This is a genomic window from Photorhabdus heterorhabditis, assembly GCF_018448905.1.
In the GTDB taxonomy this organism is placed as follows: domain Bacteria; phylum Pseudomonadota; class Gammaproteobacteria; order Enterobacterales; family Enterobacteriaceae; genus Photorhabdus; species Photorhabdus heterorhabditis.
In genome coordinates this window covers 42,899-64,986 of sequence record NZ_RCWA01000003.1, presented here as the reverse complement: position 1 = coordinate 64,986, position 22,088 = coordinate 42,899, and the positions used below count along the sequence as shown (strand labels likewise).

Below are 22,088 nucleotides of genomic sequence, written 5' to 3'. Positions count from 1 at the left end.
TGCAGGACGTTATTGTCGGCGAAAAGCGGATTGTCTAATGTTACGTAAGTGATTATGGGTGATTTTATATGCCGATGAAATGTATTTACACATTAGCCCTAGGGTAATGTACAATTTAAACGTACACTATACTCGTACATATCAGGAAATAACCATGCAAACCTATACCACCACACAGGCCAGAGCCAATATTTCCACCGTACTGGATACCGCGTTAAATGGTGAGCCTGTTGAAATCACCCGTCGTGACGGCAGTGCCGCCGTGCTGATCAGCAAAGCCGAATTCGAGGCCTATCAAAATTCCAAACTGGATGCGGAATTTGATGCCATCATGCAACGGCATGAACACACGATCAAGGCGCTGACTGACCGATGATTTGGGTCAGCGCACAGGAAGTCATTGCCTTCCACGATCGAATTTTACAACGCTTTCCTGGTGTGGCAGGTCTATCTGACCCCGGCAGAGCACAGGCGTTGATTTATCGGGTGCAGAATCGTGTTCACTACGAAGGCGTCACTGATCTGTTTGAACTGGCGGCTACTTACTGGATCGCTATCGCCCGCGGTCATATCTTTCACGATGGCAATAAACGCACTGCTTTTTTCGTTACTATGACCTTTCTTTGGCGTAATGGCATCCGTATTCACGATACTGACAATACGCTGGAAAATCTGACGGTTGAAGCAGCTACTGGGGAAAAAACGGTAGACCAGTTGGCGCAGTGTTTGCGTGAACTGGTGGACAGTTCAAGGAATTAATGGAAGAAACCATGCCCCTACTTACCGATATCTCACGATCATCACTGGAGCAGTGACATTCATTTCCATCTAGGTAGGCGCTAGCAACCAGCGGTACAGAGTGGGAATTGACACACCCTTACTGGGTGTCGATTGCTCGTGGTCATATCTTTAATGACGGTAATAAGCGGACTGCATTTCTCGTGACTACGACTTTTCTATGGCGTAATGGTGTTCGTATTCGAGACAACGGCAATATGCTGGAAAACCTAACTGTAGAAGCTGCTACCGGTGAGAAAACTGTCAGTCAGTTAGCTCAATATTTGCGGGAATTGGTGGACAGCTCGGATTCACCTTGTCTGAACTAATATCTCTCAGGTGATATTAAGTACATTATGTTTTTTTAATATCTCTTTAACCCTATCTTTAGGAATAGGATAGGAAGTATTACTATTTCTCCCAACCATTTTTTTAGCGGCAATCATGGCATTAATTATTGCTTCTTCTGTTGCGTTTATTGTTGCTTCATATAAAGGATCTAGTTTGTCATTTGGCAGAATTTTTATTGTTTTTGCCTTATCTCTGGAGAATGCATCATTATTTGCGGTTGAAAATGCAATAAATATCTCACCGCTAGTATTTCTGGCTACACCACCTACTTTTGCAAGCCCAAGAGATACCCTTTTGGCTATTTTTTCTAATTGGTGAGGCGCTAATGGTGCATCTGTGGCTACGACGGCTATTATAGAACCCGCATCCTTTATTTTTTTCTTACTCCCATGATATATCGGCTCAAGATCCTGTATTTCTTTACCAACCGGAATCCCCGCAATAATTAAGTCATCACGATTACCAAAGTTGCCCTGAACAAGAACTCCAACAGTATATCCTCCATCTTCTTTATCCAGAACTCTTGATGAAGTACCTGTGCCCCCTTTAAATTTAAAAAGGTTCATTCCCGTTCCCCCACCGACATTACCCTCTTCTATCGCTCCTGATTTAGCACTATTCAACGCATTATATACATGTTCTTTTTTTACATGCATACCGTTTATATCATTTAATATTCCATCCCACGTTTCTGCAACCACAGGTAATAACCAAAATAAATCATCTTTTAGTGGTGATGTTAGATTGTTATCAATCATCCAGCTAATTGTTGAGTCTCTGACCACTCCAACGCTATGAGTGTTAGTGATTAATATTGGCGTTTCCAAGAAACCACTCTCTTTGACCCATTGATTGCCTGTCATATCTCCATTTCCATTTAAAGAGAATATACCCGAAAATACTGGGCTAAATTTCTTCCCCCTTGGCAATATAGCTGTCACGCCGGTTCTTATTGGGCCTTTTCTAACCTCTAGCTTGCCATTGCCTTCTATTATGGTTGAATAGCCAACTTGTACACCGCTGACATCTGTAATCGCATTATATTTCCCCGTTACGCCAGAGAACGGAATGCCTAAGTCCCTTGCTCTCATCTCATTGGCTAAAGAATTGGAAGCTATTATTGTCGATATAGATAAAATTATAATATTCAATATTTTCACAATTACTCCTTGTAATTAACTTGTAGGCTCAAGATCAGAATATCAAGATCCACAATATAATATGAAAAGGATTCGTTTTCGGCCAGTCTGTATGCCCTTTTGTATCTTTTTTCGGGATCTCGGTTAAAAAATTTCCATCACTAAATATTCAACATAAGTTAAATTGCTTACTGTCCATTCATTGTCTATACAAATGATATTGAAAACATAAAAATGAGAGGATGTATCATGAAGGCATTAGTGTTAGAGCTTCCCCGCTGTAGTCAGCGCTGTATGGATCGTTTTGAATGGTAACAGCAAAAATAGAGGAGCATCTAATAACGAAATAGCACCATAGCTGGTATACCACTGAGCGACACGCTCATTTTTGGCATCAATCAACAATGCCACTCCGCCGGCATGAGCAGCTACCAACAAACAACGCCGCCCAGCTGTAAGCAATAACTGCCCGCCAAGTCCTTGCCCCTGTACTGAAGAATCTACAGCTAGGCGGCCAAGCCGAAATACCGGTACTTCATGTCGAGTCAAACCGCGTTTAATCACTTCAGGCGCTCGTTCGTAAGCAATGGAGGCCGGGCTTAAACTGTAATAGCCCAATATCTTTTTATTGCCCCCGCTAACAGCCAGGAAAGTTTTTGCTCCACCTTTCTCATGGCTCTGCCTTGCATGGAGATGTAAAAACTGATTCAGCGCCTCATCACCGCAATTAAAGGAGGTACGATCATGATATTTGCCAATAGCTTCTTCATGCCAAATCGATAGCATCATGATTGTTTCGGCAAGGCAAATGCGGCAGCCATCAATTTGTCATTGGGTGCCGGTGGGTTATCTAAAAGATCCAGAACATGCAAACTATCTCTTTCTGTCAACTCCAGCCGCTCATTCTCGTCGATAATTTTTCGTGCTATTGGCATCACATTGCGGATCACGAACTCAGTCAAGTTGGTATGCTGTAAAGCGGCTGCACGTATTAACAGCGATTTTTCTTCTGAGGCGATACGTAGCGACATACGGTCGTTAGTTTCTACTGGGATCTGAGGCATGGTTAAGCCCTCCTATTTGTACGTATTAAAATTGTACATTAAAGCGTACCGGCCAGCAAGGTATACGCAGTGAAAGTGCTATTCGAACGGATTACACAGAGTTTCTGAGTGCCAACTCTCTCCTCTCATTGAAACCAATTGTTTTTGGGAAAAAGAGTTCAGCTTTGATTAGAAACCTGAAAACGAGGCTTCCATGTTCTTGAAAATAGTTCTCGAAACAATATTCTCACTACTCTATTATCTCAATAAGTTTCGATTAAGGAAAATATCCCTATGCTACGTTCAACCATTCACTATTTTCTCGCTGCACTCAGTACATTTATGCTGATAGCATTTATTCAGAGTGTACAAGCGGCTGGATTTAGCTTGATTGATGTTCCAGCGGACGAACAGGGTCCTGAGATGCATGGGGCTGTTTGGTATCCATGCCAATCACCTGCGGGTCAATTTCAACTTGGGCCATTTACCTTACCTGGGGTGCGTGATTGTGTAGCATCTGGATCAATGTGGTCATTGGTGATTATTTCACATGGAAGTGCGGGATCGTTCTTAGGGCATCACGACACGGCAGAAGCATTGGCTGATGCCGGTTTTGTTGTTGCAGCCATCAATCATCCTGGCGACAATTTTCAGGACGTGTCCGATCAAGGACACTTACGTGTGTTTGTAAATCGTCCAAATGATATAAAACGTCTGATTGATTTCATGACTGGAACATGGCCAGAACATACGCATTTAGCATCAGGAGAAATTGGTTTTTTTGGTTTCTCTCGAGGCGGTTATACAGGTTTAGCCGCAGCAGGAGCTAAACCGGATTATGGGATGGCTGCCAATTTTTGCTTGCGTGATGATTTGCCACTTTGCAAAGAAGCTCGTGAACGAGAATTTCTGGTATTACCTAAAAGTGACATTCGTATAAGAGCTTTCGTGCTTGCCGATCCACTCAATTTGTTCTCGCAAGATGGATTTAAAAGTGTTTCTGCACCAATACAACTATGGGCGTCTGAATTCGGTGGTGATGGTGTGGTACTGAAAGATATAGAATCGATAAGAAATGCCCTGAGATTTGCTCCAGAATTTCATATTGCAAAGAATGCAGGCCATTTTTCTTTTCTTGCCCCGTGCACCATTCGACAAAAACGTGATGTACCAATAATTTGTACAGACCCGGCTGGTTTTGACCGCATAAATTTTCACAAAGAGTTTAATGATGAGGTCATTCAGTTTTTTAAAAGAACGTTACAAAACAAGACGTTTTAGTCATATTTGTACACTATTATTTTTATATTCGCGTTTGGTCGATAAATGGACCACTGTTTTCAATGGTCCGTTTCACTACTGAGCATTTTCGTACCCTTTCATCACCTTATTCTGGGCGGGTTACCCGCCCTATCCTCAGTTAATGTAATGTAAGACTTCACCTACGGCGTCAAAAAGGCGATCCAAATCAGCTCGTTCAGCATTGAACATAGGCCCGAATTGCAGCGTATTGCCGCTAAAGCGGACATAAAAACCCGCTTTCCAAAGCGCTATGCTGGCATCAAAAGGACGCACAGCAGCATCACCATCACGGGCCGCCAACTGAATTGCCCCTATCAAGCCACAGTTGCGGACATCAGTCACATTTGGACAGTTTCCGAGAGAATGAAGAGCGATTTCGAAGTGAGGAGCAAGTTCGGCAGAGCGCTGGATAAGATGGTCTTTATCCAGCAGTTCCAAGGTTGCTAGTCCAGCGGCACAGGCTACGGGGTGTGCCGAATAGGTATAACCATGACTGAACTCCACGGCGTGTTCCGGTAGCGGTTGAGACATAAAAGCTTCATAAATTTCACTGCTTGCTACTACACCTCCCAGAGGAATAGCGCCATTGGTAATTTGTTTGGCAAAGTTAAGAATATCTGGTGTCACTCCAAAATATTCAGCCCCCGTCCAGCGCCCCATGCGGCCAAAGCCGGTAATAACCTCGTCAAAAATCAACAAAATATTATGCTGATCGCAAATTTCACGCAAACGCTGTAGATACCCTTTAGGTGGAATAATCGCACCAGCGGAGCCACACACCGGCTCGATAATAACCGCCGCGATATTGGAGGCATCATGCAGTTCAATCAACTTGAGCATTTCATTGGCCAACTCCACGCCGCCGGTTTTCGCCATACCTGGCGTAAATGCCATACCACTCTGTAACGTATGGGGTAAATGATCTACGTCCATCAACTGCCCGAACATTTTGCGGTTATTACCAATCCCCCCCAAACTGGTACCAGCAATATTGACACCATGATAGCCAAGCACACGGCCAATCAGTTTGGTTTTCTCGGGTTGGCCTTTCACACGCCAGTAAGCTCGCGCTATTTTAACTGCGGTGTCTATAGATTCAGAACCTGAACTGGTGAAAAAGACGTGATTGAGATTACCAGGTGTTAAATTGACAATTTTTTCTGCCAGTTGAAACGATAAAGGATGACCGAACTGAAATCCTGGCGAGTAATCGAGCGTACTTAATTGATCAGCAACAGCTTTCTGAATTTCTGTTCGGGTATGACCCGCTCCGCAAGTCCAAAGACCGGACAAACTGTCATAAATCTTGCGCCCTTTATCATCCTTTAGCCATTGTCCCTCAGCTGCGACGATAAGGCGCGGATCGCGTTGGAAATTTCGGTTGCCGCTGAATGGCATCCAGTGAGATTTCAGGTTTAACGATTCAGAAAAACGGGTTTCAGACATAGCTAACTTCCTCTCACAAAAGTAAAATTTGAGTTTAGTGCCCCACCTCTATTTTCGCCAACATATTTAAATACTTTGTATTTACGCACCTATTAATTCGGCTTCAACAGAGTCCAAAAAGAACGCTGTCAGGCTTATGATAGAGACTTGAATTAGCCCCATATCGCTTTGGCTTATGTGTTTTGATGAGTGTGGTAGATTTTGCTGACAATTGTCCACTTACCGTCCACTTTCAAGAGATGGAGGAAATCGGTGAAACGGAAACCAGAAAGGTCGTCCATATCAATACGAGCACTGGCGGCGGTTCCTACAATATCGATACTAACGATGCCAATTTTCGTTTCCGGGGATGGACAGAACGTGTTGTCGATGATGTCAAAAAGCCCCTGAATCGGACCACCAACCAACGTGTTATCGTCATCAACACCAAAAATGGTCGCTTGTTCATTAAAAGCAGGTTTCATCATGTCGCTGTTAGCTTTTGCACAGCCTTCTTTGTACTTGTTTATAACTTCAACGATAGCATTGTATTCCTGAATATAGGTTGGGTTGTTCATGTAATAACTCCTTAATTTAAGGTAAATATGGATGTTGAAAACCGTAAGCCGGAATAGCCATAGCTTTTATATCATACATAAAATAAATTTATGAGTTTTAACGGTCATATTACGAGAATTTAGTACTTTCCTTGCGGTGAATCGATACTGCTCCCGTATAATGACGCATTCCCCATACCCTGTTGTACTTAATATATGTACTTAATATATGTACTTAATACATGTGTGTTGTGTAGTTACGTTTATTTTCTTAAGAGCGGCTTCTACCCTACCCTTTAATTTAATGTAAACATCTATATTATTAACACTATGGTTTATAATCAAAAAATGATCCCGATAAAAGATATGTGATGGAATTCAAAAAAACCAGTTAAGTTAAACCATTTGTGAAATAACGTAATATTAAAACCAAATTAACTGTGCTTAATTGGTTGCAACAAAGAAATAATATTATGTGAATTTACTTATATTTAACAATAGCAGGATATAAAACATGATTAAATTTATTTATACAAATGATAAAGAAAAATGGAAAGAAGAAGAATTTATTACAAAAACAGATAAAAAACCCAATTTAATTATCACTAATAAACGAGGTCGTAAGTTAGACGGATTTGGTGGTTGCTTTAATGAGCTTGGAATGAAATCTTTATTAGAACTAGATAAAGAAAATAGAAAGACCATTTTAGATAAATTATTTTCACCCGATGGAGAGTGCAAATTTACATTAGCCAGAATGCCTATTGGTGCCAGTGATTATGCGGTTTCCTGGTATAGTTTAAATGATATTGAAGATGATTATAGTATGGCACATTTCTCCATTCAAAGAGATAAACGCTTACTCATTCCCTATATAAAAGAAGCTTTAAAAAGACAACCTAACCTAAAAATATCTGCTTCACCGTGGAGTCCCCCTATATGGCTTAAAACTCATCAGGTATATAATTTTGGTAAATTAAAGAGTGATTTTCAAAGCCAGGATGCATATGCTTTATATTTCACGAAATTTGTTGAAGAATATCAGAAAGAAGACATTGCAATTGCTCAAATTCATATTCAAAATGAAGTTGCCGCAGATCAAAAGTTCCCTTCTTGTGTGTGGAGTGGTGAACAATTAAGAGATTTTATAAAGAAATACCTTGGTCCTAAATTCGAACAAAATAATATAAAAACTGAAATTTGGTTAGGCACAATTAATGCACCAGAATTCTCCAAAGAAGTTGGACAGGATTATGATGATTACGCAAACTGTGTATTGCGTGATGCAGACGCCTATAAATATATAAAAGGTGTTGGTTATCAATGGCAAGGAAAAAATGCTATTCAAAGGACAGTACAAAGCTACCCAGAATTAAAATATTATCAAACTGAAAATGAATGTGGTAATGGTCATAATAGTTGGGAATATTCCCATTATATATTTACACTTTTCAGACATTATTTAACTAATGGTGCTAATGGTTATTTGTACTGGAATATGGTGCTGCATTCAGGTGGAGAAAGTAGTTGGGGTTGGCAACAAAATAGCATGATAAGTATTCCCAAAGGAACAAACGAAGTAATATATAATCCCGAGTATTATGTCATGCGCCATTTTTCTGGTTTAATTTTACCTGATGCGGAACATGTTGAGTTAGAAGGTAATATGTCAGGAAATTCTGTCGCTTTCGAGAATAAAGATGGATCTATTGTAGTTAATGTAAATAACGCGCATAAAGAAAAACAACCACTAAATATAAATTATAACAATGATGTTTGGCATATTTTCTTAGAGCCTAACTCTATTAATTCTATTATTTTTAGCTAAGTTATTATTTGCTTGGTCTATTTTATCAGATGATTTAGATATACTAAGCTATACACCATGGGAATGGCAAAAATATCTAATTAAAAACCATCCTGTTAATTTAACGGATGGTTTATTACATTAAAAATGTCATTTAACGTTTAAATTTTTTTAATAATTTTATATCTGTTCCGATATTCTTTAGGTGTTATATTATAATTTCTTTTAAACATAGAGTAAAAGTAATGTAAAGAAGAATATCCACAAATACTGGCAATTTCACTTATTGGAATAGAGGTATCTGTTAAAAGATTTTTGACTTTATCTAATTTATTATTATGAATGATAGTATGAATTGTTTGCCCAAACTCACTTTTAAAACGGCTTTCAAGATTAGAACGTGACATGCCCACGGCATCAATAACTTGTTCAACTTTTATCCCTTTGCAAGCATTATGGCGAATATAGTGCATTGCCTGAATGACAGCGGGATCTTTTAATGCACGAAAATCTGTCGATTGTCTTGCAATAACTTTTAAAGGTGGAATTAACTGACGATGATATTTTTTAGGCGCATAACCATCAAGCAGCCGATGAAGTAATTTTGCAGCCTGATAGCCCATTTGTTGTGTACCTTGCACAACGGAAGATAGTCCAGTACGTGAAAGAAAACGGGCTATTTCTTCATTATCGATACCTATAACACAGACTTTATCAGGAATAGGAATATCCAAATGTTCACATGCTGCTAAAATATGTCTGGCTCTTGCATCTGTTACCGCGATAATTCCTATATTTGAGGGTAAAATTTGGAGCCAATCTTTTAATCTATTTTGTGCGTAAAACCAGTTTTCTGGCGTTATCTCCATTCCCTGATATACAATACCTTGATATTTTTCTTTTTCAACCAATTGCCGAAAAGCATATTCACGTTCTATTGCCCATCGTTTACCACTAGCTGGCGGTAAACCATAAAATGCAAAACGTTTAATACCCTTAGCTTTTAAATGATTAAACGCACTCGCTATTAAAGCAAAGTTATTTGTCGCAATATAATGCGCCGCAGGATAATGATTTTCCTGGTGATAAGAACCACCAATACCAACAACAGGAATGTCTAAGTGACTGAAAAAACGTTGAATTTCCATATCATCAAAATCAGCAATAATTCCATCACTCTGCAAGGTTTTCAAGCCATTTAATTTAGTGGTGAAATCTTCCTCAATGAAAATATCCCAATTACATTGAGATGCCTGTAAATATCCCCCTATTCCTTCTATCACTTGACGATCATAAGCTTTATTGGCGTTGAATAATAATGTTATGTGATAGCGTCTAGGCATTGTTGGTGACCTTGAAGATTAAAATTGAATATATACAGTGTGAATCATAATTATTTTTCTATTTTCAGGATTAAATTAATGCCAAATTATGAGATAAATCACACAATTAACAATAATCTTAATGAAGAAATAAAATAACACAATTGAAAAAATAGCAGTTGATAAACAAAATTTTATACACTCACGTATGTCTATGATAACTCTGTGACCAGGGTAAGTGAAAACAGCCAACAAAGAGGCAACTTGAAAGATAACGGGTATATAGATAGAGGTTGATATGCACCAGTATTTTAAGAAAATCAATAGAATTATTTATGAAGGTAGGCAAAGCAATAATCCATTAGTTTTCCGCCACTATAATCCTGAAGAGATTATTCTGGGTAAAAAAATGAAAGATCATCTACGTTTTGCTGCTTGCTATTGGCATAACTTCTGCTGGAATGGTTCCGATATGTTTGGTTCTGGCGCCTTTGAACGTTTTTGGCAAAAAGGAGGTAATGCCTTAGAACGAGCTAAACTTAAAGCGGATGTTGCTTTTGAGTTTTTCTACAAGCTGAATATTCCTTTTTATTGTTTCCATGATATTGATGTCTCCCCTGAAGGTTATTCCTTAAAAGAATATATTTATAATTTGAATGTCATGTCCGATATTCTTGCCAACAAACAAGAGCTGACCGGTGTTAAGTTATTATGGGGAACGGCAAATTGTTTTACCCATCCGCGTTATGCTGCCGGTGCATCAACTAACCCCGATCCAAATATTTTCGCTTATGCATCAGCACAGGTATGTCAAGCCATGCAAATAACTAAAAAATTGGCTGGTGAAAACTATGTACTCTGGGGAGGACGTGAAGGTTATGAAAGTTTGCTCAATACAGATTTACGCCAGGAAAGAGAACAGATCGGTCGTTTTATGCAAATGGTTGTAGATTATAAATATAAAATTGGTTTTCAGGGCACCTTGCTTATTGAACCTAAACCCCAGGAGCCAACTAAACACCAATATGATTATGACGTAGCGACAGTTTACGGTTTTCTAAAACAGTTTGGCTTGGAAAACGAAATTAAGCTGAATATTGAAGCCAACCATGCCACATTAGCCGGGCACTCATTTCAACATGAAGTTGCGACAGCAATTGCATTAGGTCTATTTGGTTCTATTGATGCAAATCGCGGGGATGCTCAACTTGGTTGGGATACCGATCAGTTTCCCCATAGTGTAGAAGAAAATTCGCTCGTGATGTATGAAATATTAAAATCCGGTGGCTTTACAACAGGCGGTTTAAATTTTGATGCAAAAGTTCGCCGCCAAAGTATCGATATTGAAGATCTATTCTATGGACATATCGGTGCAATTGACACGATGGCCTTATCATTAAAAAATGCCATGAAAATATTATCAGACGGTAAATTAGATAAATATATCGCTCAACGTTATTCCGGTTGGCATAGTGAATTAGGTAAAAATATTCTTAAAGGAAGAATGACGCTTGATGAAGTTGCTGATTATGCAGCAAGACTGACACAAGAACCTAAACATCAAAGTGGGCAACAGGAATGGCTGGAAAATCTTATTAATCGTTATATTCATGGTTAAATGAATCGACAGATAATGGGAATGAAAGGTGGACTATGTACATTGGTATTGATTTAGGAACATCAAGTATAAAAGCGGTACGATTGAATGAAGAAGGAAAAATCATTGATATCGCGAGTGAGCAGTTATCAATTTCTCATCCACATCCACTTTATTCGGAACAAGAACCTTCAGAATGGTGGCATAAAACTGAGATAGTTATTCAAAAATTATCTCAAAGAAACTCCCTTCAATCAGTGAAAGCCATTGGCTTAACCGGGCAAATGCATGGCGCTGTTTTACTAAATAAAAATTATCACGTTTTGCATCCAGCGATTCTCTGGAACGACAGGCGTTGTACAAAAGAATGTGAAGAAATTATGCATCTTGTTCCTGATGCACAAGAGATTACAGGTAATATAATGATGCCTGGTTTTACGGCACCTAAAATAAAATGGATAGCCAAACATAAACCAGAAATTTATACGGAAATTGATAAGGTTTTATTACCGAAAGATTTTTTGCGGTTTAAAATGTGCGGTAATTTTGCAACAGATATGTCTGACGCCTCAGGTACAATGTGGCTTGATGTTGCCAAAAGAGACTGGAGTGATAAGTTACTTGATGCAACTGGATTAAATCGTTCTCACATGCCCTATTTATTTGAGGGCAATGAAATAACGGGTACGTTATTACCTGACGTGGCTAAACGTTGGGGAATGCCAATTGTACCGGTTATTGCCGGCGGAGGAGATAATGCTGCCGGCGCTTTAGGTGTCGGATTATACCGATCTGGGCAAGCAATGCTGTCTCTTGGTAGTTCCGGGGTTTATTTTGTTGTGAATAATGGGTTTTATTCTTCACAAAATGCAGTACATAGTTTTTGCCATATTCTACCTAATTCATGGCATTTAATGTCTGTTATGTTGAATGCGGCAAATTGTCTGGATTGGGTTGCAGAAATAACGCATCATTCTTCAGTATCGATTATGCTAGACACCATTGAATCTCAGACAGATATTAATATCGCTTCTCCTATTTTTCTCCCCTATTTATCAGGCGAAAGGACACCACATAATGATTCAAATGCTAAAGGTCTATTTTGGGGATTAACTCATCAACATAAAAGAATCGATTTTTGTCGAGCGGTATTAGAGGGAATTAGTTTTGGTCTGGCTGATGGTATAGATGCCCTTCACAAAGTTAAGGCAGGAGTGACACCAGAGAAAATTACCTTGATTGGTGGTGGTGCTCGTAGTCCATATTGGCGGCAAATGTTAGCGGATGTGACCGGGCAAGTTTTAGAATTTAGGTTAGGAGGTGATGTCGGGCCAGCATTAGGTGCAGCTCGTTTGGCACAAATTGCTCTCAATCCATTTTTATCGTTAAAGGAACTACTACCGGAATTACCTTTAGAACACGTAGTGCGGCCCAATGAGAAACATTATGAAATTTATCAAGAAAGAAGACAGTCATTTAGTAAAATTTATCAGGCATTGAAATCGATTTATCTCCCGGAACGACATAATGGTACGACATTCTGACATCATTGCCGCTCACTTATTGAGCTCAGTGAATCGACTTGGGTAATGAAAATGTATATATACCCAATAGATTTCAAATTGCAACGCAGCCAACAAAGCAGCCGCTTGAAAGATGAAGGGTATAAATCGAATCAAATACTGGTGTAATCATTGGGCGATATTCTGGAGAGTAACCAAGAACCCTAACTAAACTGTATTAGTTCAGATAAGAGGTGTCTGTTTCATCAAGCTGGTTGATATTCCACATCGTCTGTTGCAGTGAACTTAATGAATAGCTTCTCTCTCCATGTTGATTTTCTTCCACTTCTTCTGACTGAGTCGGCTTCCCTAATTGAATATCCTGAAAAAAAACAATTCTTGGCTGCTTAAGAAAGTCTGATACTTTCAGGTTCAAACCAAATTGCTCATTAATTTCAGCAATCAGCCTTACCGCAGATATGGAACTCGCCCCTGATGCATAAATAGAATCTTCCAGTGACTTAGCCAGCCCAATGTGTTTCTCCCATATATTCAGAATCCGTTGATCAATCTGTGACAGAGAAAATTGGTGTTGTTTTATTTGTGTAAAAGCATTATGTGTAAAGACATTGTGTGCAAACTGCTTTAACGCCTCTTCATCAATTTTTCCATTCAGGGTTGTCGGCAGGCGCTCAAGTTTCACGAACTCAGTTGGGATCATATAGTCTGTCAAGGTATCTCTTAGGAGTACCGACAGTTTCTGCCAACGGTCAAACGTCAAACTTGTACAAAAAAGTGTGATACGCCCAGCGATAAATCTCACCCGAAACTCTGCGGGATTGATGTGCATAGCCACCGCATGTTCAATCTCATTTAATTCAACTCGATGTCCTAAGATTTTTATTTGCTTATCTTTCCGACATGCAAAAACCAGATCGCCATCGTTGTTGTAGTAAGCAAGATCCCCCGTATGGTATGTCTGCCCCGTCAATGGATTTTGCTCAAAACCCGCCGTGTTTTCGTGGGACCCCTGATACCCTCTGGAGACACCGGGGCCAGAAATAGTCAATTCACCCATGACTCCATCCGGCAGCAATCTTTTATTGTGATCGACTATCAAAACCTGATTAAGGCCCAAAGGCTTGCCAATAGGGACGCTGGGTAATCTGACATCGGCGGATTTGGGATGGTGGAGTACTGCGCCTACCGTTGTTTCTGATGGCCCATAATGGTTAAGTACTTTGATACCGCTTTGTTGAACAGCATCAAGTTGCTGGCCCGAAAGTTTCTCTCCTCCCAAAATGAGACATTTTAAGGGGAATGTTGAGGCGATTCCCTCTCCCTGTGAAAGGCCCCATACATGGGATGGCGTGATTTTTAGAACATCAATCTGGTTCTCTCGGATGAATTGCGAGAATAACAAAGGATCGAGGCTGATGTGATAAGGCGCAATACTCAGGCTTCCCCCCATGTAGAGAGAAGCAAAGATAGAGGTATAACCCAAATCGGCTGACAGTGTAGATGCGACTGCAAAAGCGAGAGGCGATTCGGCTTCTGTCAATGCCAGTCGCTCCAGTTCAATCGCGATACTCTTGGCATAATGAATAACATTACCATGCGATATAGAGATACCTTTTGACGTTCCCGTAGTTCCAGAAGTAAACACCATATAGGCTTCATCGCTGACTGAGGCGACGTCATAACTGGTGAGGATTTGTGCTTCACCGTTATGTTGCAATATCTCTTCTATGCAGTAGCTTTTCTCATGCAATTCATGGTGTTCGGTTAGAGTAAGCAGGAGGGCCGCTTTCGCCTCAGTAAAGACACGGGTCTTTCTGCTTAAAATGGCCTGTTCGTCTATGCAAACAAAGCTCCCCCTGATTTTCCAGATACCTAATACCAGGCAGATGAATCGGTAATCCCTTGACGCCTCAAAAACTACTCTATCTCCAGCTTTAACACCTAAACGTAGTAATGATGAGGCGACACGGTTTGAAATGGTATCAATCTCACTCCAGGTTAATATTTGCTCATGGTCTACATAGAACGGCCTATCTCCGCAGGCTGTCACATGTTGTCTAAATCGCCCCAGTAATGTACCGTCTGGCTGAAATGCTCCTGTCGTTAACGGTGCAAACTTTCTATAAAGTTCTCGATTGGTAATATCCAAATGGTTGTTGGTATGAACGGCTTTCTGCGCCACTTCAATAATCATTTGGCATACAGCAGCCACATAATCTTGGTTAAAAATAGTGGTGTCGTATGTTATACATGCAGAAAAACATTCATGCCCTTTTGAGAACAGCACATTCAGCGGAAATTTAGATCCACCAGCAAATATCACTTCCCATGCAAGTGTGGTTAATTTATTTTCCGACTTCTCGGCAAAGCTGGTAAAAATGTGAAATGGATTTTCTCCTCCCCAGCCTTTTTCCAGCATACCTTTGCGCAATGCCTGAAACGGATAATGTCCATATTCAAGAATATCGATAGTCTTTTCTAACACTATTTCTATAACATCAGTGAATCTTGTCGCTTTCGACAGATCGAGCGGAAGGAATGTCGTATTAGCAAAACATCCTATACCTTCATCTTCTTCCTGACGGGCATTGGTCACTGTTCCCAGGAGAACTTTATCTGAATGTTGTAGTGATGAAATAACAATCGCAAGGCAGCTGTTGAGAAAAATTGCCGGAGTAGCGCCCTCTTCCTTGCAGAATTGGGTTATTTTATCTGACAGTTCCTGAGTGAATATTAAATCGTAGCGCCAGTCTGACGAAGGTGCATCTTTAGATTCAGGTGCTTTGAATCTAATTGCTTCATATGAATGTATTGACTGATACCAAAAGTCAAAAAGTGAGTGCTCAATTTCTTTGTTAGGTGATGAGTTTAACCTGACAGCAGGTGATTTGTCGTGCCCTTGAAAAATAAGGTCGAGATCTGTCATCAATTCTTCAAGCCCTTGCTGGTCAATGAGAATATGATGAAAAAGCAGTGCAAGTTCAATGCCAGCGTTTTCCAGATAAAATAGCACAATCCGAAATAAAGGATCGTCATCGACCTTAATAGGCTGTTGGAGATATTTCAGTAACGCCAGCTCTCTTTTCTCTTCCTGATTAAATTTATATTGTTCTATTGTCGCGTTTTCGGCAGTAAAAAATGTCATGCCTTGATCAAACGACAATTTAGAAAAAATATTTGGATGCCGTGCTATCCACTGATTTAGTGCGCTTAATATCTTGCTTATATCATACACACATTGTATCGACACCTTGACCGGAATTAAGTACTTCGTGTGGGTCTCATCTAATTGAGAGGCCAAATGAAAATTTTGTTGGTAGCTATTAACTGGATAACGCGTTGTATCGTACATAAGCATTCACATAGTTTGTTTAAGAATGAGTTGTGCCACCCTCAATACAGAGGGTTTTATTTTCTTGATTTTGTTTTTTTATGTTAATGCGGACTGATACATACATTTACTATATATTGCAGTATCGTCTATTTCTCCAGATGGTAGCCTTCGTTCGCATTTTAGAATGCCTTCTAGTTGATAATTATTTCTTTCTGCGACCTTCCGACTTTCCATATTACAAGCTGCCATACGAATTTCGATTCTTTTGGCTTTAAGATTTTCGAAAGCATATCTTTCTAAGAGTTTCACACCGTCACTGACATAGCCCAAGCCTACAGCATCACGACATAGCCAATATCCCATTTCGAAGAATGGGATTGATTTATCACGGACAATAAGCCCCAGTGCGCCAAGAAATCGATTATCAGCTAACCGAATAATGGAAAATCGCAATTCACTTTCACATTTATTAAAATTTTCCACCGCTTCCTTCATATTCTCGATAAAACTTTCTTCATCCGTGATGGCTTTTACCCAAGGCATATAACGAGAAAGGTGCTCTCTATTTTCTTTAATTGCGGAATACATTGTGTCAGCAAGGTCGATTGTAGGTTCAACCAGCATAATTCTTTCATTTTTCAGCATAATCAGCTCTCCCTTTCATCATCCTTTAGCAATGATACCGCTTGCAGTCGCACATAAACCGCCCCTCTCGCTATAGAGATGTGCTGACGCAAAAATCATTGTCCGAGTTTTTCTGTCTATCCGTGCTTTCACATGACTAAACTGACCGCGAATGATCTGCATCATTTTGATATCAAGAGCAACGACACCAGATGGTGTGCAACCGAATCCAATAAATCCAGAGATGCCAAGAGCTGATTCTAACCCATTAACACCTGAAAGTTTCTATAAATAACAATTTCATAATGAAATTACTTTATGAAACTAAGTAGTTAGCAATAATTAGCTTCATACTGAAATTGTGATGCAAGATAAAATTTTGCTTGATATTTTTCCTCTGTTTTCTTCTTTTTTTGTGATATTAGTCACACTAAGAATTAATATTAATAATAAATTTCCCATAAATTAACATATGGATAAAATATGCCGTTCATTATGGCGCATAGCCAATATAATTTTTTCGATCTTAAAAATATTTAATATATCACATGGGAATAAATGAATGATCTTTATTTAAACAACTGTGGCTTTCTGTACATATTTATCAGCATTAAATGCTGCCTAATTTGATGATAATGATTCAAACAGGTATTTCATCAATCGAATGTGTATAAGTTTAACAAGTAAAAATTAAATTATTTGAGTTAAATGCTCTGTTAATATTTCCGTTAAAGTAGATCACCAATCAATGAAAAAACATTATCGTATTATTCATAGACCTAACAATGAAATATTCTTTTCCCTAAATCTTTTTATTTTCTTAATTTAATTCTGATCACTTTTGCTTAGATCAGAAAAACCCCAAAATTCAGTTTTTTTTCTGGCAGTTAATTCTGTTTGGAAATTTCTGTTTTTTACATGGGGCGCTCCTACCACCACAAACTGCCTTTATATGCTACTGCTGATATATGCAGTTGTCAATTTATTAAACCAGGTGGTATTTATGTAGAAGCATATTATTGATTTGATTTATTAGAATAACGAATAACTTTAAAACCTAAACTCCTGTTTATTTATTTCATCACTATTACTGATAATTTGAACATAATAAGCTTATTTAATAAAACGATTTTTAAGTGCCTTCAATAAGCCCCCGCCAGTTCTATCATAATGAGCAAAGGCTTTTTAGACAATTTAGGGAAAGCGGTGTTTTCGTACCTTGCTTTCCCTCTATATTATTGATGATTTACGCCATTGTTACTTCAAATGTCTTTTCCAGCGACTTTAGCAGCATGGCGATGGTTTTATGTCTGAAAACATCCCTAATCCTTACTTTCATTTGATCCGGCATTTGAGCATTCATCTTTGCAACCAACCGGACAACGGATAAAGAGTTACCACCGATGTGAAAGAAATTATCATTGATGCCTACCCGCTCTACACCCAATACTGCTTGCCAGATTTGACACAGCTTACGCTCTATCTCTTTCACGGGTGCCTCGTAGTCACCATTTCTGACTTCTCCCTGCGCCGGCAAGCCTTTGCGGTCCAATTTGCCGTTTATCGTCAACGGTAACTTTTCCAGCGTAATAAACATATTCGGAACCATGTACTCCGGCAAAACCTTCACCAACGCATCACGCAGGCTCGATTCTGATTGCCCTTTTCCCGGTGTCGGTACGATATACGCAATTAAGTGGCTACTCGCTCCATTTCCATGGGCAATTACCACTGCCTGCTGTACGTCGTCTAGGTCCATCAGCGTATTCTCTATCTCTCCCGGTTCGATCCGAAATCCGCGGATTTTTAGCTGGCAGTCATTTCTTCCCAAATATTCCAGCTCACCGTCACCTCGCCAGCGAACCAGATCACCCGTTTTATAGAGTCGTGTATACCCTTTTTCTTTGTCATGTTCATCGGCAAAAGGGTTTGCGACAAATCGTTGAGTACTTAATTCCTCACGAGAGCCAATCCAATACCACCAAGATAAAGCTCTCCCGGCGCGCCCAATGTTAGAACTACACGAGCCTTCGTATCACGCAGCATAAACTTGGCTCGTTCTGGCGATACCGGCAGCCTTTAAAATCATCCACATTGCATTTGCTTGATAGGATATCCTGATCACTGCTTTCACGAGCCGAGTTGTTAACTGCCATTATTTCATCCTTAGACAATATACCTGTTATCTTTCAAGTTGGCGGCACTCACTCACCCCGGTCACAGAGTTAGCTATGCTCCCGGGGCTCCCGGGAATTCGCTCCCTGGTCGTCGCGATGTATCTTGAAATCTATTGGGTATAACTTAAATAAATCAAACCTTTAGTTATAACAAACATGAAAAGCTAGAATAATCTAGCTTTTTGAAAATATTCATAATTCTGTATTACATTAAACATGCTTAAATTAGAACTGGTCTTATTCGCTCATATTTGTTTCAGAATGCAATTGTGCCGTCAATACAGGTAACGGCACTTCCGCCTACAAAAATCTTGCCTCCACGCTGAACGAGCGATAACAACCCTTCACGACCCAGTTTTGCACCCTGTGAAGAGATCACGGCCACACCTTCTGGTGGCATAACATGATGGTGACGCATAAACGCCGCAACGCTGCCATTTCCACTACCACAAACCGGATCTTCATTTACACCACAAGCAGGGGCAAAAGAGCGAACTTCAATGTGCGCCTCCATGCCTTCCGGGTACGAACCATAGATACAAATTCCGGTGCAATTCATTTCAATGTCGTGAGCTTTTAAGCGGCTGAAATCGGGCTGTGCAGCGAGCACTGTTTCTGCATCAGGAGTACAGGCAACTATCCATCTGGCACCAACATCAACTAATGCTGGCGTTAATTCATCATTGATCGAACAACTAAGAATATCTTCAAGGCGACTGATTTGTTCTCTGCTAAGTAACGTGATTTTCGGATCTGGTAACTCAAATGAGATTGACCGTTCACCATTTTCCATTTCACTAACATTTAGGGTGATCAAGCCTGCGTCGCATTCCTGAATTAAACGCCCATCTGTTACTGAGATAACGCCAGCTTCAAGCAATGCATGTGCGGTACCAATAGTGGGATGACCCGCAAAAGGTAACTCACTTCCTGGTGTAAATATACGAACCCGATAATCAGCCGCCGAATCTATTGTTGGAAGGACAAAAGTGGTTTCGGAAAGATTGGTCCAACGGGCGATACTTTGCATTTGCTCCGTCGAAAGCTCAGAAGCATTCATAACAACCGCAACGGGATTTCCTTTAAATCGTTTTGAAGTAAAAACGTCAACTTGTTTAAAAGGTACACTAGACATAGAGTTTCCTGTTTTTTGTTTTTCTAAATTAACTTAAACCCTGACCCCAAAAAGAATAACACAGTAGTCAGTCTCATATTTATATGGTTTCATGCTACTCTGAGTTTCCAGATAAATACAGAACTATACCCAATAGATTTCAAGTTGCAGGGCGGCGGCAAGTGAACGCAGCCAACAAAGCAGCAGCTTGAAAGATGAAGGGTATAAAAATTTAGGTTTATTCGACAATAAAGATAGCGAAATAACAATTTATTATTTCGCTACTGATACGAAGTACTATGATTCAGTTTTTCTTTCTGAGCTCAGAAAACAATTTATCTGTCTCATTTGCCAAGATCCCTCCGACCAAAGAGATCGGGCTGTAAAATGATGATGCTCTTTCCGCAATCTCCTGCGCAGAAATATCAATTTGGCGTATACCCATATTACGAAGGCCACTGATAGACGTCGCCCAGATCACTTCCCGAATACCCGTCCAGACCAAGGCGCTCATGCACATTGAACAAGGCTCTGCTGTGGTATACAGTGCAACATTATTCCATCCTTGGTTGCCATATAAAGTAACATAGTGATTTATTGCCTGAATTTCTCCATGCAAAATGGGATTCTTTACCCATGAATTCACACCACGACTTAATATTTCCCCGCTGTTCCTGTTAACGATTACCGCACCAAAAGGATATTTAGCGCTCTTTTTAGCTTCTTCTATTGCTTCTCGCATATATTTTTCATGTTTGGCAATCTCCTGTTCTGATAATATATTATTTGTAAACTGTGTTTTATTTTCACCCGTTTGTGTAACAAAAGATATATTGGCACTCATAATGTCAGGCATTGCCAATAATTTTCTTCTGGTTTTATTCATGATTAATCCTTTTCTTGGTTATCATTTTATCGATTTTCTATTTCAATAGGATAAATTACAGTTTGAGTAATATTTTCCGATTATTCCATCATTTAAAAAACAACAACATAGTTTTATGTTAATTTTTTATCTGATATATAAATCATTAATATTGACGAGTAAATTACATAAAAAAGAAAATTATTAAGTAACTAATGTGATGTTTATTCTTGCTTTTATTAATATCATAACCGTCACACCCTTTTTTTCAGATATTATATAAATCAAGCCCGGTCGGTATTTGCCCGCGACACACAGGAGCACGATTTTGGATTTTGGTAACGTTCAATCCCGGAATTCGGACAAGTGGTGTTATTTTTCCCTCACTTTGGTATATTTGGTATAACTTTGAAGTTAGAAGCATGCTTATTGCTCGTTAGTATCTATTCTTTGAGCATAACTTGCCACAGATTCACAAGCTCCTGCTTACTCCGATATTATATAACTAGCAGATTTATCCCATGCTAGCTGATCTCATCAGAGCATAAGCACTCAAACAAAAAGGCAATAAGATGTACACAAGTTTACTAACCTTGGCTGACGATACATTCTGTCTACGTTTGCAACGCGCCGCAAGGATGTGGCGTAAGGTATCTGATGAGGAACTGAGCAAACTAAATTTATCCGAAGCGACAACAACTCCGCTCTGGCTGATTAATAAACTTGGAGAGGGTCTGCGCCAACGCACCTTAGCCGACCATATGGGGCTTGAAGGACAATCATTAGTCAGGCTACTCGATCAGCTAGAAGGAGCCGGGTTACTGATCAGGCAAGACGATCCTACCGATCGTCGCGCTAAGGCGCTTTACCTCACTGATGAAGGACGTAATTTAGCCGAGCAAGCCGAAATTGTCGTAAGAAATATCCGAGCTCGATTACTTGATGGTGAACCTAACGAAAATCTGGCCATTGTTGATCGCGTTTTTGACAAGATTATCAATGCAGCCAGTACGGCTAGTGAAACCAGTGAATAAACGAGTACGGATCTGACGAGATGGACGCCTCGAGTAAGTACCCTATGCAGCAAAATGGAGAAAAAAATTCATTTAACCCACGAGAGCGTCCATCGTA

General features: G+C 39.7%; 18 protein-coding genes and 1 pseudogene. 8 read left to right on the top strand and 11 right to left on the bottom strand.

The genetic code is table 11. The features are described from left to right. Positions 1-154: 154 nt before the first annotated feature. From EAE89_RS02635 to EAE89_RS02625, 3 genes and pseudogenes are all read left to right on the top strand, one after another. On the top strand, positions 155-376 hold the full coding sequence (locus EAE89_RS02635) for a type II toxin-antitoxin system Phd/YefM family antitoxin (protein ID WP_054475504.1): 222 nt from the start codon (positions 155-157) through the stop codon (positions 374-376). After that, on the top strand, positions 373-759 hold the full coding sequence (locus EAE89_RS02630) for a type II toxin-antitoxin system death-on-curing family toxin (protein WP_149616661.1): 387 nt from the start codon (positions 373-375) through the stop codon (positions 757-759). The genes EAE89_RS02635 and EAE89_RS02630 overlap by 4 nt, the downstream gene beginning before the upstream one ends. Before the next feature lie 101 nt (positions 760-860). Then, positions 861-1,106, top strand: a pseudogene (locus EAE89_RS02625) (type II toxin-antitoxin system death-on-curing family toxin); the annotation flags it as partial. Between the two features lie 6 nt (positions 1,107-1,112). On the opposite strand, the gene EAE89_RS02620 reads toward EAE89_RS02625, so the two are convergent. The 3 genes from EAE89_RS02620 to EAE89_RS02610 form a co-directional block, all read right to left on the bottom strand. After that, the gene (locus EAE89_RS02620) at positions 1,113-2,288 is read right to left on the bottom strand and encodes a DmpA family aminopeptidase (RefSeq protein WP_214085331.1); all 1,176 of its coding nucleotides are present in this window, start codon (positions 2,286-2,288) and stop codon (positions 1,113-1,115) included. A 243-nt stretch (positions 2,289-2,531) separates the two neighbouring features. Further along, entirely contained in the window at positions 2,532-3,056 is a 525-nt protein-coding gene (locus tag EAE89_RS02615) for a GNAT family N-acetyltransferase (RefSeq protein ID WP_214085330.1), read from the bottom strand. Continuing rightward, on the bottom strand, positions 3,053-3,331 hold the full coding sequence (locus EAE89_RS02610; protein ID WP_172908031.1) for a type II toxin-antitoxin system TacA family antitoxin: 279 nt from the start codon (positions 3,329-3,331) through the stop codon (positions 3,053-3,055). The genes EAE89_RS02615 and EAE89_RS02610 overlap by 4 nt, the downstream gene beginning before the upstream one ends. Positions 3,332-3,604: 273 nt before the next feature. On the opposite strand from EAE89_RS02610, the gene EAE89_RS02605 reads away from it, so the two are divergent. Then, on the top strand, positions 3,605-4,591 hold the full coding sequence (locus EAE89_RS02605) for an alpha/beta hydrolase family protein (RefSeq protein ID WP_214085329.1): 987 nt from the start codon (positions 3,605-3,607) through the stop codon (positions 4,589-4,591). A 135-nt stretch (positions 4,592-4,726) separates the two neighbouring features. Here the strand turns inward: EAE89_RS02605 and aptA are convergent, their stop codons facing one another. Continuing rightward, the gene (aptA, locus tag EAE89_RS02600; protein WP_214085328.1) at positions 4,727-6,058 is read right to left on the bottom strand and encodes an omega-aminotransferase AptA; all 1,332 of its coding nucleotides are present in this window, start codon (positions 6,056-6,058) and stop codon (positions 4,727-4,729) included. 173 nt (positions 6,059-6,231) lie between these two features. Continuing rightward, positions 6,232-6,615: a nuclear transport factor 2 family protein gene (locus EAE89_RS02595; protein ID WP_054475515.1), complete on the bottom strand. Its 384-nt coding sequence runs from the start codon at positions 6,613-6,615 to the stop codon at positions 6,232-6,234. Positions 6,616-7,108: 493 nt separating this feature from the next. On the opposite strand from EAE89_RS02595, the gene EAE89_RS02590 reads away from it, so the two are divergent. After that, positions 7,109-8,422 (top strand): glycoside hydrolase family 30 protein, encoded by a 1,314-nt coding sequence (locus tag EAE89_RS02590; protein ID WP_214085327.1) that lies wholly within the window; start codon positions 7,109-7,111, stop codon positions 8,420-8,422. A gap of 140 nt (positions 8,423-8,562) precedes the next feature. On the opposite strand, the gene EAE89_RS02585 is transcribed toward EAE89_RS02590, so the two are convergent. Next, a complete protein-coding gene (locus tag EAE89_RS02585; protein WP_214085326.1) occupies positions 8,563-9,744 on the bottom strand; it encodes a XylR family transcriptional regulator in 1,182 nt (393 codons plus the stop codon). Between the two features lie 277 nt (positions 9,745-10,021). Here EAE89_RS02585 and xylA point away from each other — a divergent pair, with 277 nt between their 5' ends. Together xylA and xylB are read left to right on the top strand one after the other, a co-directional pair. Next, positions 10,022-11,341, top strand: a complete 1,320-nt coding sequence (gene xylA, locus EAE89_RS02580) for a xylose isomerase (RefSeq protein ID WP_149616668.1) — start codon at positions 10,022-10,024, stop codon at positions 11,339-11,341. A gap of 35 nt (positions 11,342-11,376) precedes the next feature. Beyond that, positions 11,377-12,864, top strand: coding sequence for a xylulokinase (gene xylB, locus EAE89_RS02575; protein WP_054475522.1), 1,488 nt, complete (start codon positions 11,377-11,379; stop codon positions 12,862-12,864). Positions 12,865-13,060: 196 nt separating this feature from the next. On the opposite strand, the gene EAE89_RS02570 is transcribed toward xylB, so the two are convergent. The 5 genes from EAE89_RS02570 to EAE89_RS02550 all read right to left on the bottom strand — a co-directional run bounded on the left by EAE89_RS02570 (position 13,061) and on the right by EAE89_RS02550 (position 20,978). Continuing rightward, complete coding sequence (locus EAE89_RS02570; RefSeq protein WP_214085325.1) at positions 13,061-16,195, bottom strand: AMP-binding protein; 3,135 nt, start codon at positions 16,193-16,195, stop codon at positions 13,061-13,063. A 78-nt stretch (positions 16,196-16,273) separates the two neighbouring features. After that, positions 16,274-16,822, bottom strand: coding sequence for a GNAT family N-acetyltransferase (locus EAE89_RS02565; RefSeq protein ID WP_083451848.1), 549 nt, complete (start codon positions 16,820-16,822; stop codon positions 16,274-16,276). Between the two features lie 1,225 nt (positions 16,823-18,047). Continuing rightward, a complete protein-coding gene (locus EAE89_RS02560) occupies positions 18,048-18,632 on the bottom strand; it encodes a phosphopantetheine-binding protein (protein WP_054475526.1) in 585 nt (194 codons plus the stop codon). A 602-nt stretch (positions 18,633-19,234) separates the two neighbouring features. Beyond that, positions 19,235-20,113, bottom strand: coding sequence for a PhzF family phenazine biosynthesis protein (locus EAE89_RS02555; RefSeq protein ID WP_054475528.1), 879 nt, complete (start codon positions 20,111-20,113; stop codon positions 19,235-19,237). A 283-nt stretch (positions 20,114-20,396) separates the two neighbouring features. After that, positions 20,397-20,978 carry a nucleoside deaminase gene (locus tag EAE89_RS02550; protein ID WP_083451849.1) on the bottom strand — a complete coding sequence of 194 codons (582 nt, stop codon included), beginning with the start codon at positions 20,976-20,978 and terminating at the stop codon, positions 20,397-20,399. Between the two features lie 551 nt (positions 20,979-21,529). Here EAE89_RS02550 and EAE89_RS02545 point away from each other — a divergent pair. Further along, positions 21,530-21,991 carry a MarR family winged helix-turn-helix transcriptional regulator gene (locus EAE89_RS02545; RefSeq protein WP_054475531.1) on the top strand — a complete coding sequence of 154 codons (462 nt, stop codon included), beginning with the start codon at positions 21,530-21,532 and terminating at the stop codon, positions 21,989-21,991. Positions 21,992-22,088 lie beyond the last annotated feature (97 nt).

What these genes read in the sequence shown, in the direction of transcription:
- EAE89_RS02635 (WP_054475504.1), top strand. Translation starts at nt 155, where the DNA reads ATGCAAACCTATACCACCACACAGGCCAGAGCCAATATTTCCACCGTA.
- EAE89_RS02630 (WP_149616661.1), top strand. Translation starts at nt 373, where the DNA reads ATGATTTGGGTCAGCGCACAGGAAGTCATTGCCTTCCACGATCGAATT.
- EAE89_RS02615 (WP_214085330.1), bottom strand. Translation starts at nt 3,056, where the DNA reads ATGATGCTATCGATTTGGCATGAAGAAGCTATTGGCAAATATCATGAT.
- EAE89_RS02610 (WP_172908031.1), bottom strand. Translation starts at nt 3,331, where the DNA reads ATGCCTCAGATCCCAGTAGAAACTAACGACCGTATGTCGCTACGTATC.
- EAE89_RS02605 (WP_214085329.1), top strand. Translation starts at nt 3,605, where the DNA reads ATGCTACGTTCAACCATTCACTATTTTCTCGCTGCACTCAGTACATTT.
- aptA (WP_214085328.1), bottom strand. Translation starts at nt 6,058, where the DNA reads ATGTCTGAAACCCGTTTTTCTGAATCGTTAAACCTGAAATCTCACTGG.
- EAE89_RS02595 (WP_054475515.1), bottom strand. Translation starts at nt 6,615, where the DNA reads ATGAACAACCCAACCTATATTCAGGAATACAATGCTATCGTTGAAGTT.
- EAE89_RS02590 (WP_214085327.1), top strand. Translation starts at nt 7,109, where the DNA reads ATGATTAAATTTATTTATACAAATGATAAAGAAAAATGGAAAGAAGAA.
- EAE89_RS02585 (WP_214085326.1), bottom strand. Translation starts at nt 9,744, where the DNA reads ATGCCTAGACGCTATCACATAACATTATTATTCAACGCCAATAAAGCT.
- xylA (WP_149616668.1), top strand. Translation starts at nt 10,022, where the DNA reads ATGCACCAGTATTTTAAGAAAATCAATAGAATTATTTATGAAGGTAGG.
- xylB (WP_054475522.1), top strand. Translation starts at nt 11,377, where the DNA reads ATGTACATTGGTATTGATTTAGGAACATCAAGTATAAAAGCGGTACGA.
- EAE89_RS02570 (WP_214085325.1), bottom strand. Translation starts at nt 16,195, where the DNA reads ATGTACGATACAACGCGTTATCCAGTTAATAGCTACCAACAAAATTTT.
- EAE89_RS02565 (WP_083451848.1), bottom strand. Translation starts at nt 16,822, where the DNA reads ATGCTGAAAAATGAAAGAATTATGCTGGTTGAACCTACAATCGACCTT.
- EAE89_RS02555 (WP_054475528.1), bottom strand. Translation starts at nt 20,113, where the DNA reads ATGTCTAGTGTACCTTTTAAACAAGTTGACGTTTTTACTTCAAAACGA.
- EAE89_RS02550 (WP_083451849.1), bottom strand. Translation starts at nt 20,978, where the DNA reads ATGAATAAAACCAGAAGAAAATTATTGGCAATGCCTGACATTATGAGT.
- EAE89_RS02545 (WP_054475531.1), top strand. Translation starts at nt 21,530, where the DNA reads ATGTACACAAGTTTACTAACCTTGGCTGACGATACATTCTGTCTACGT.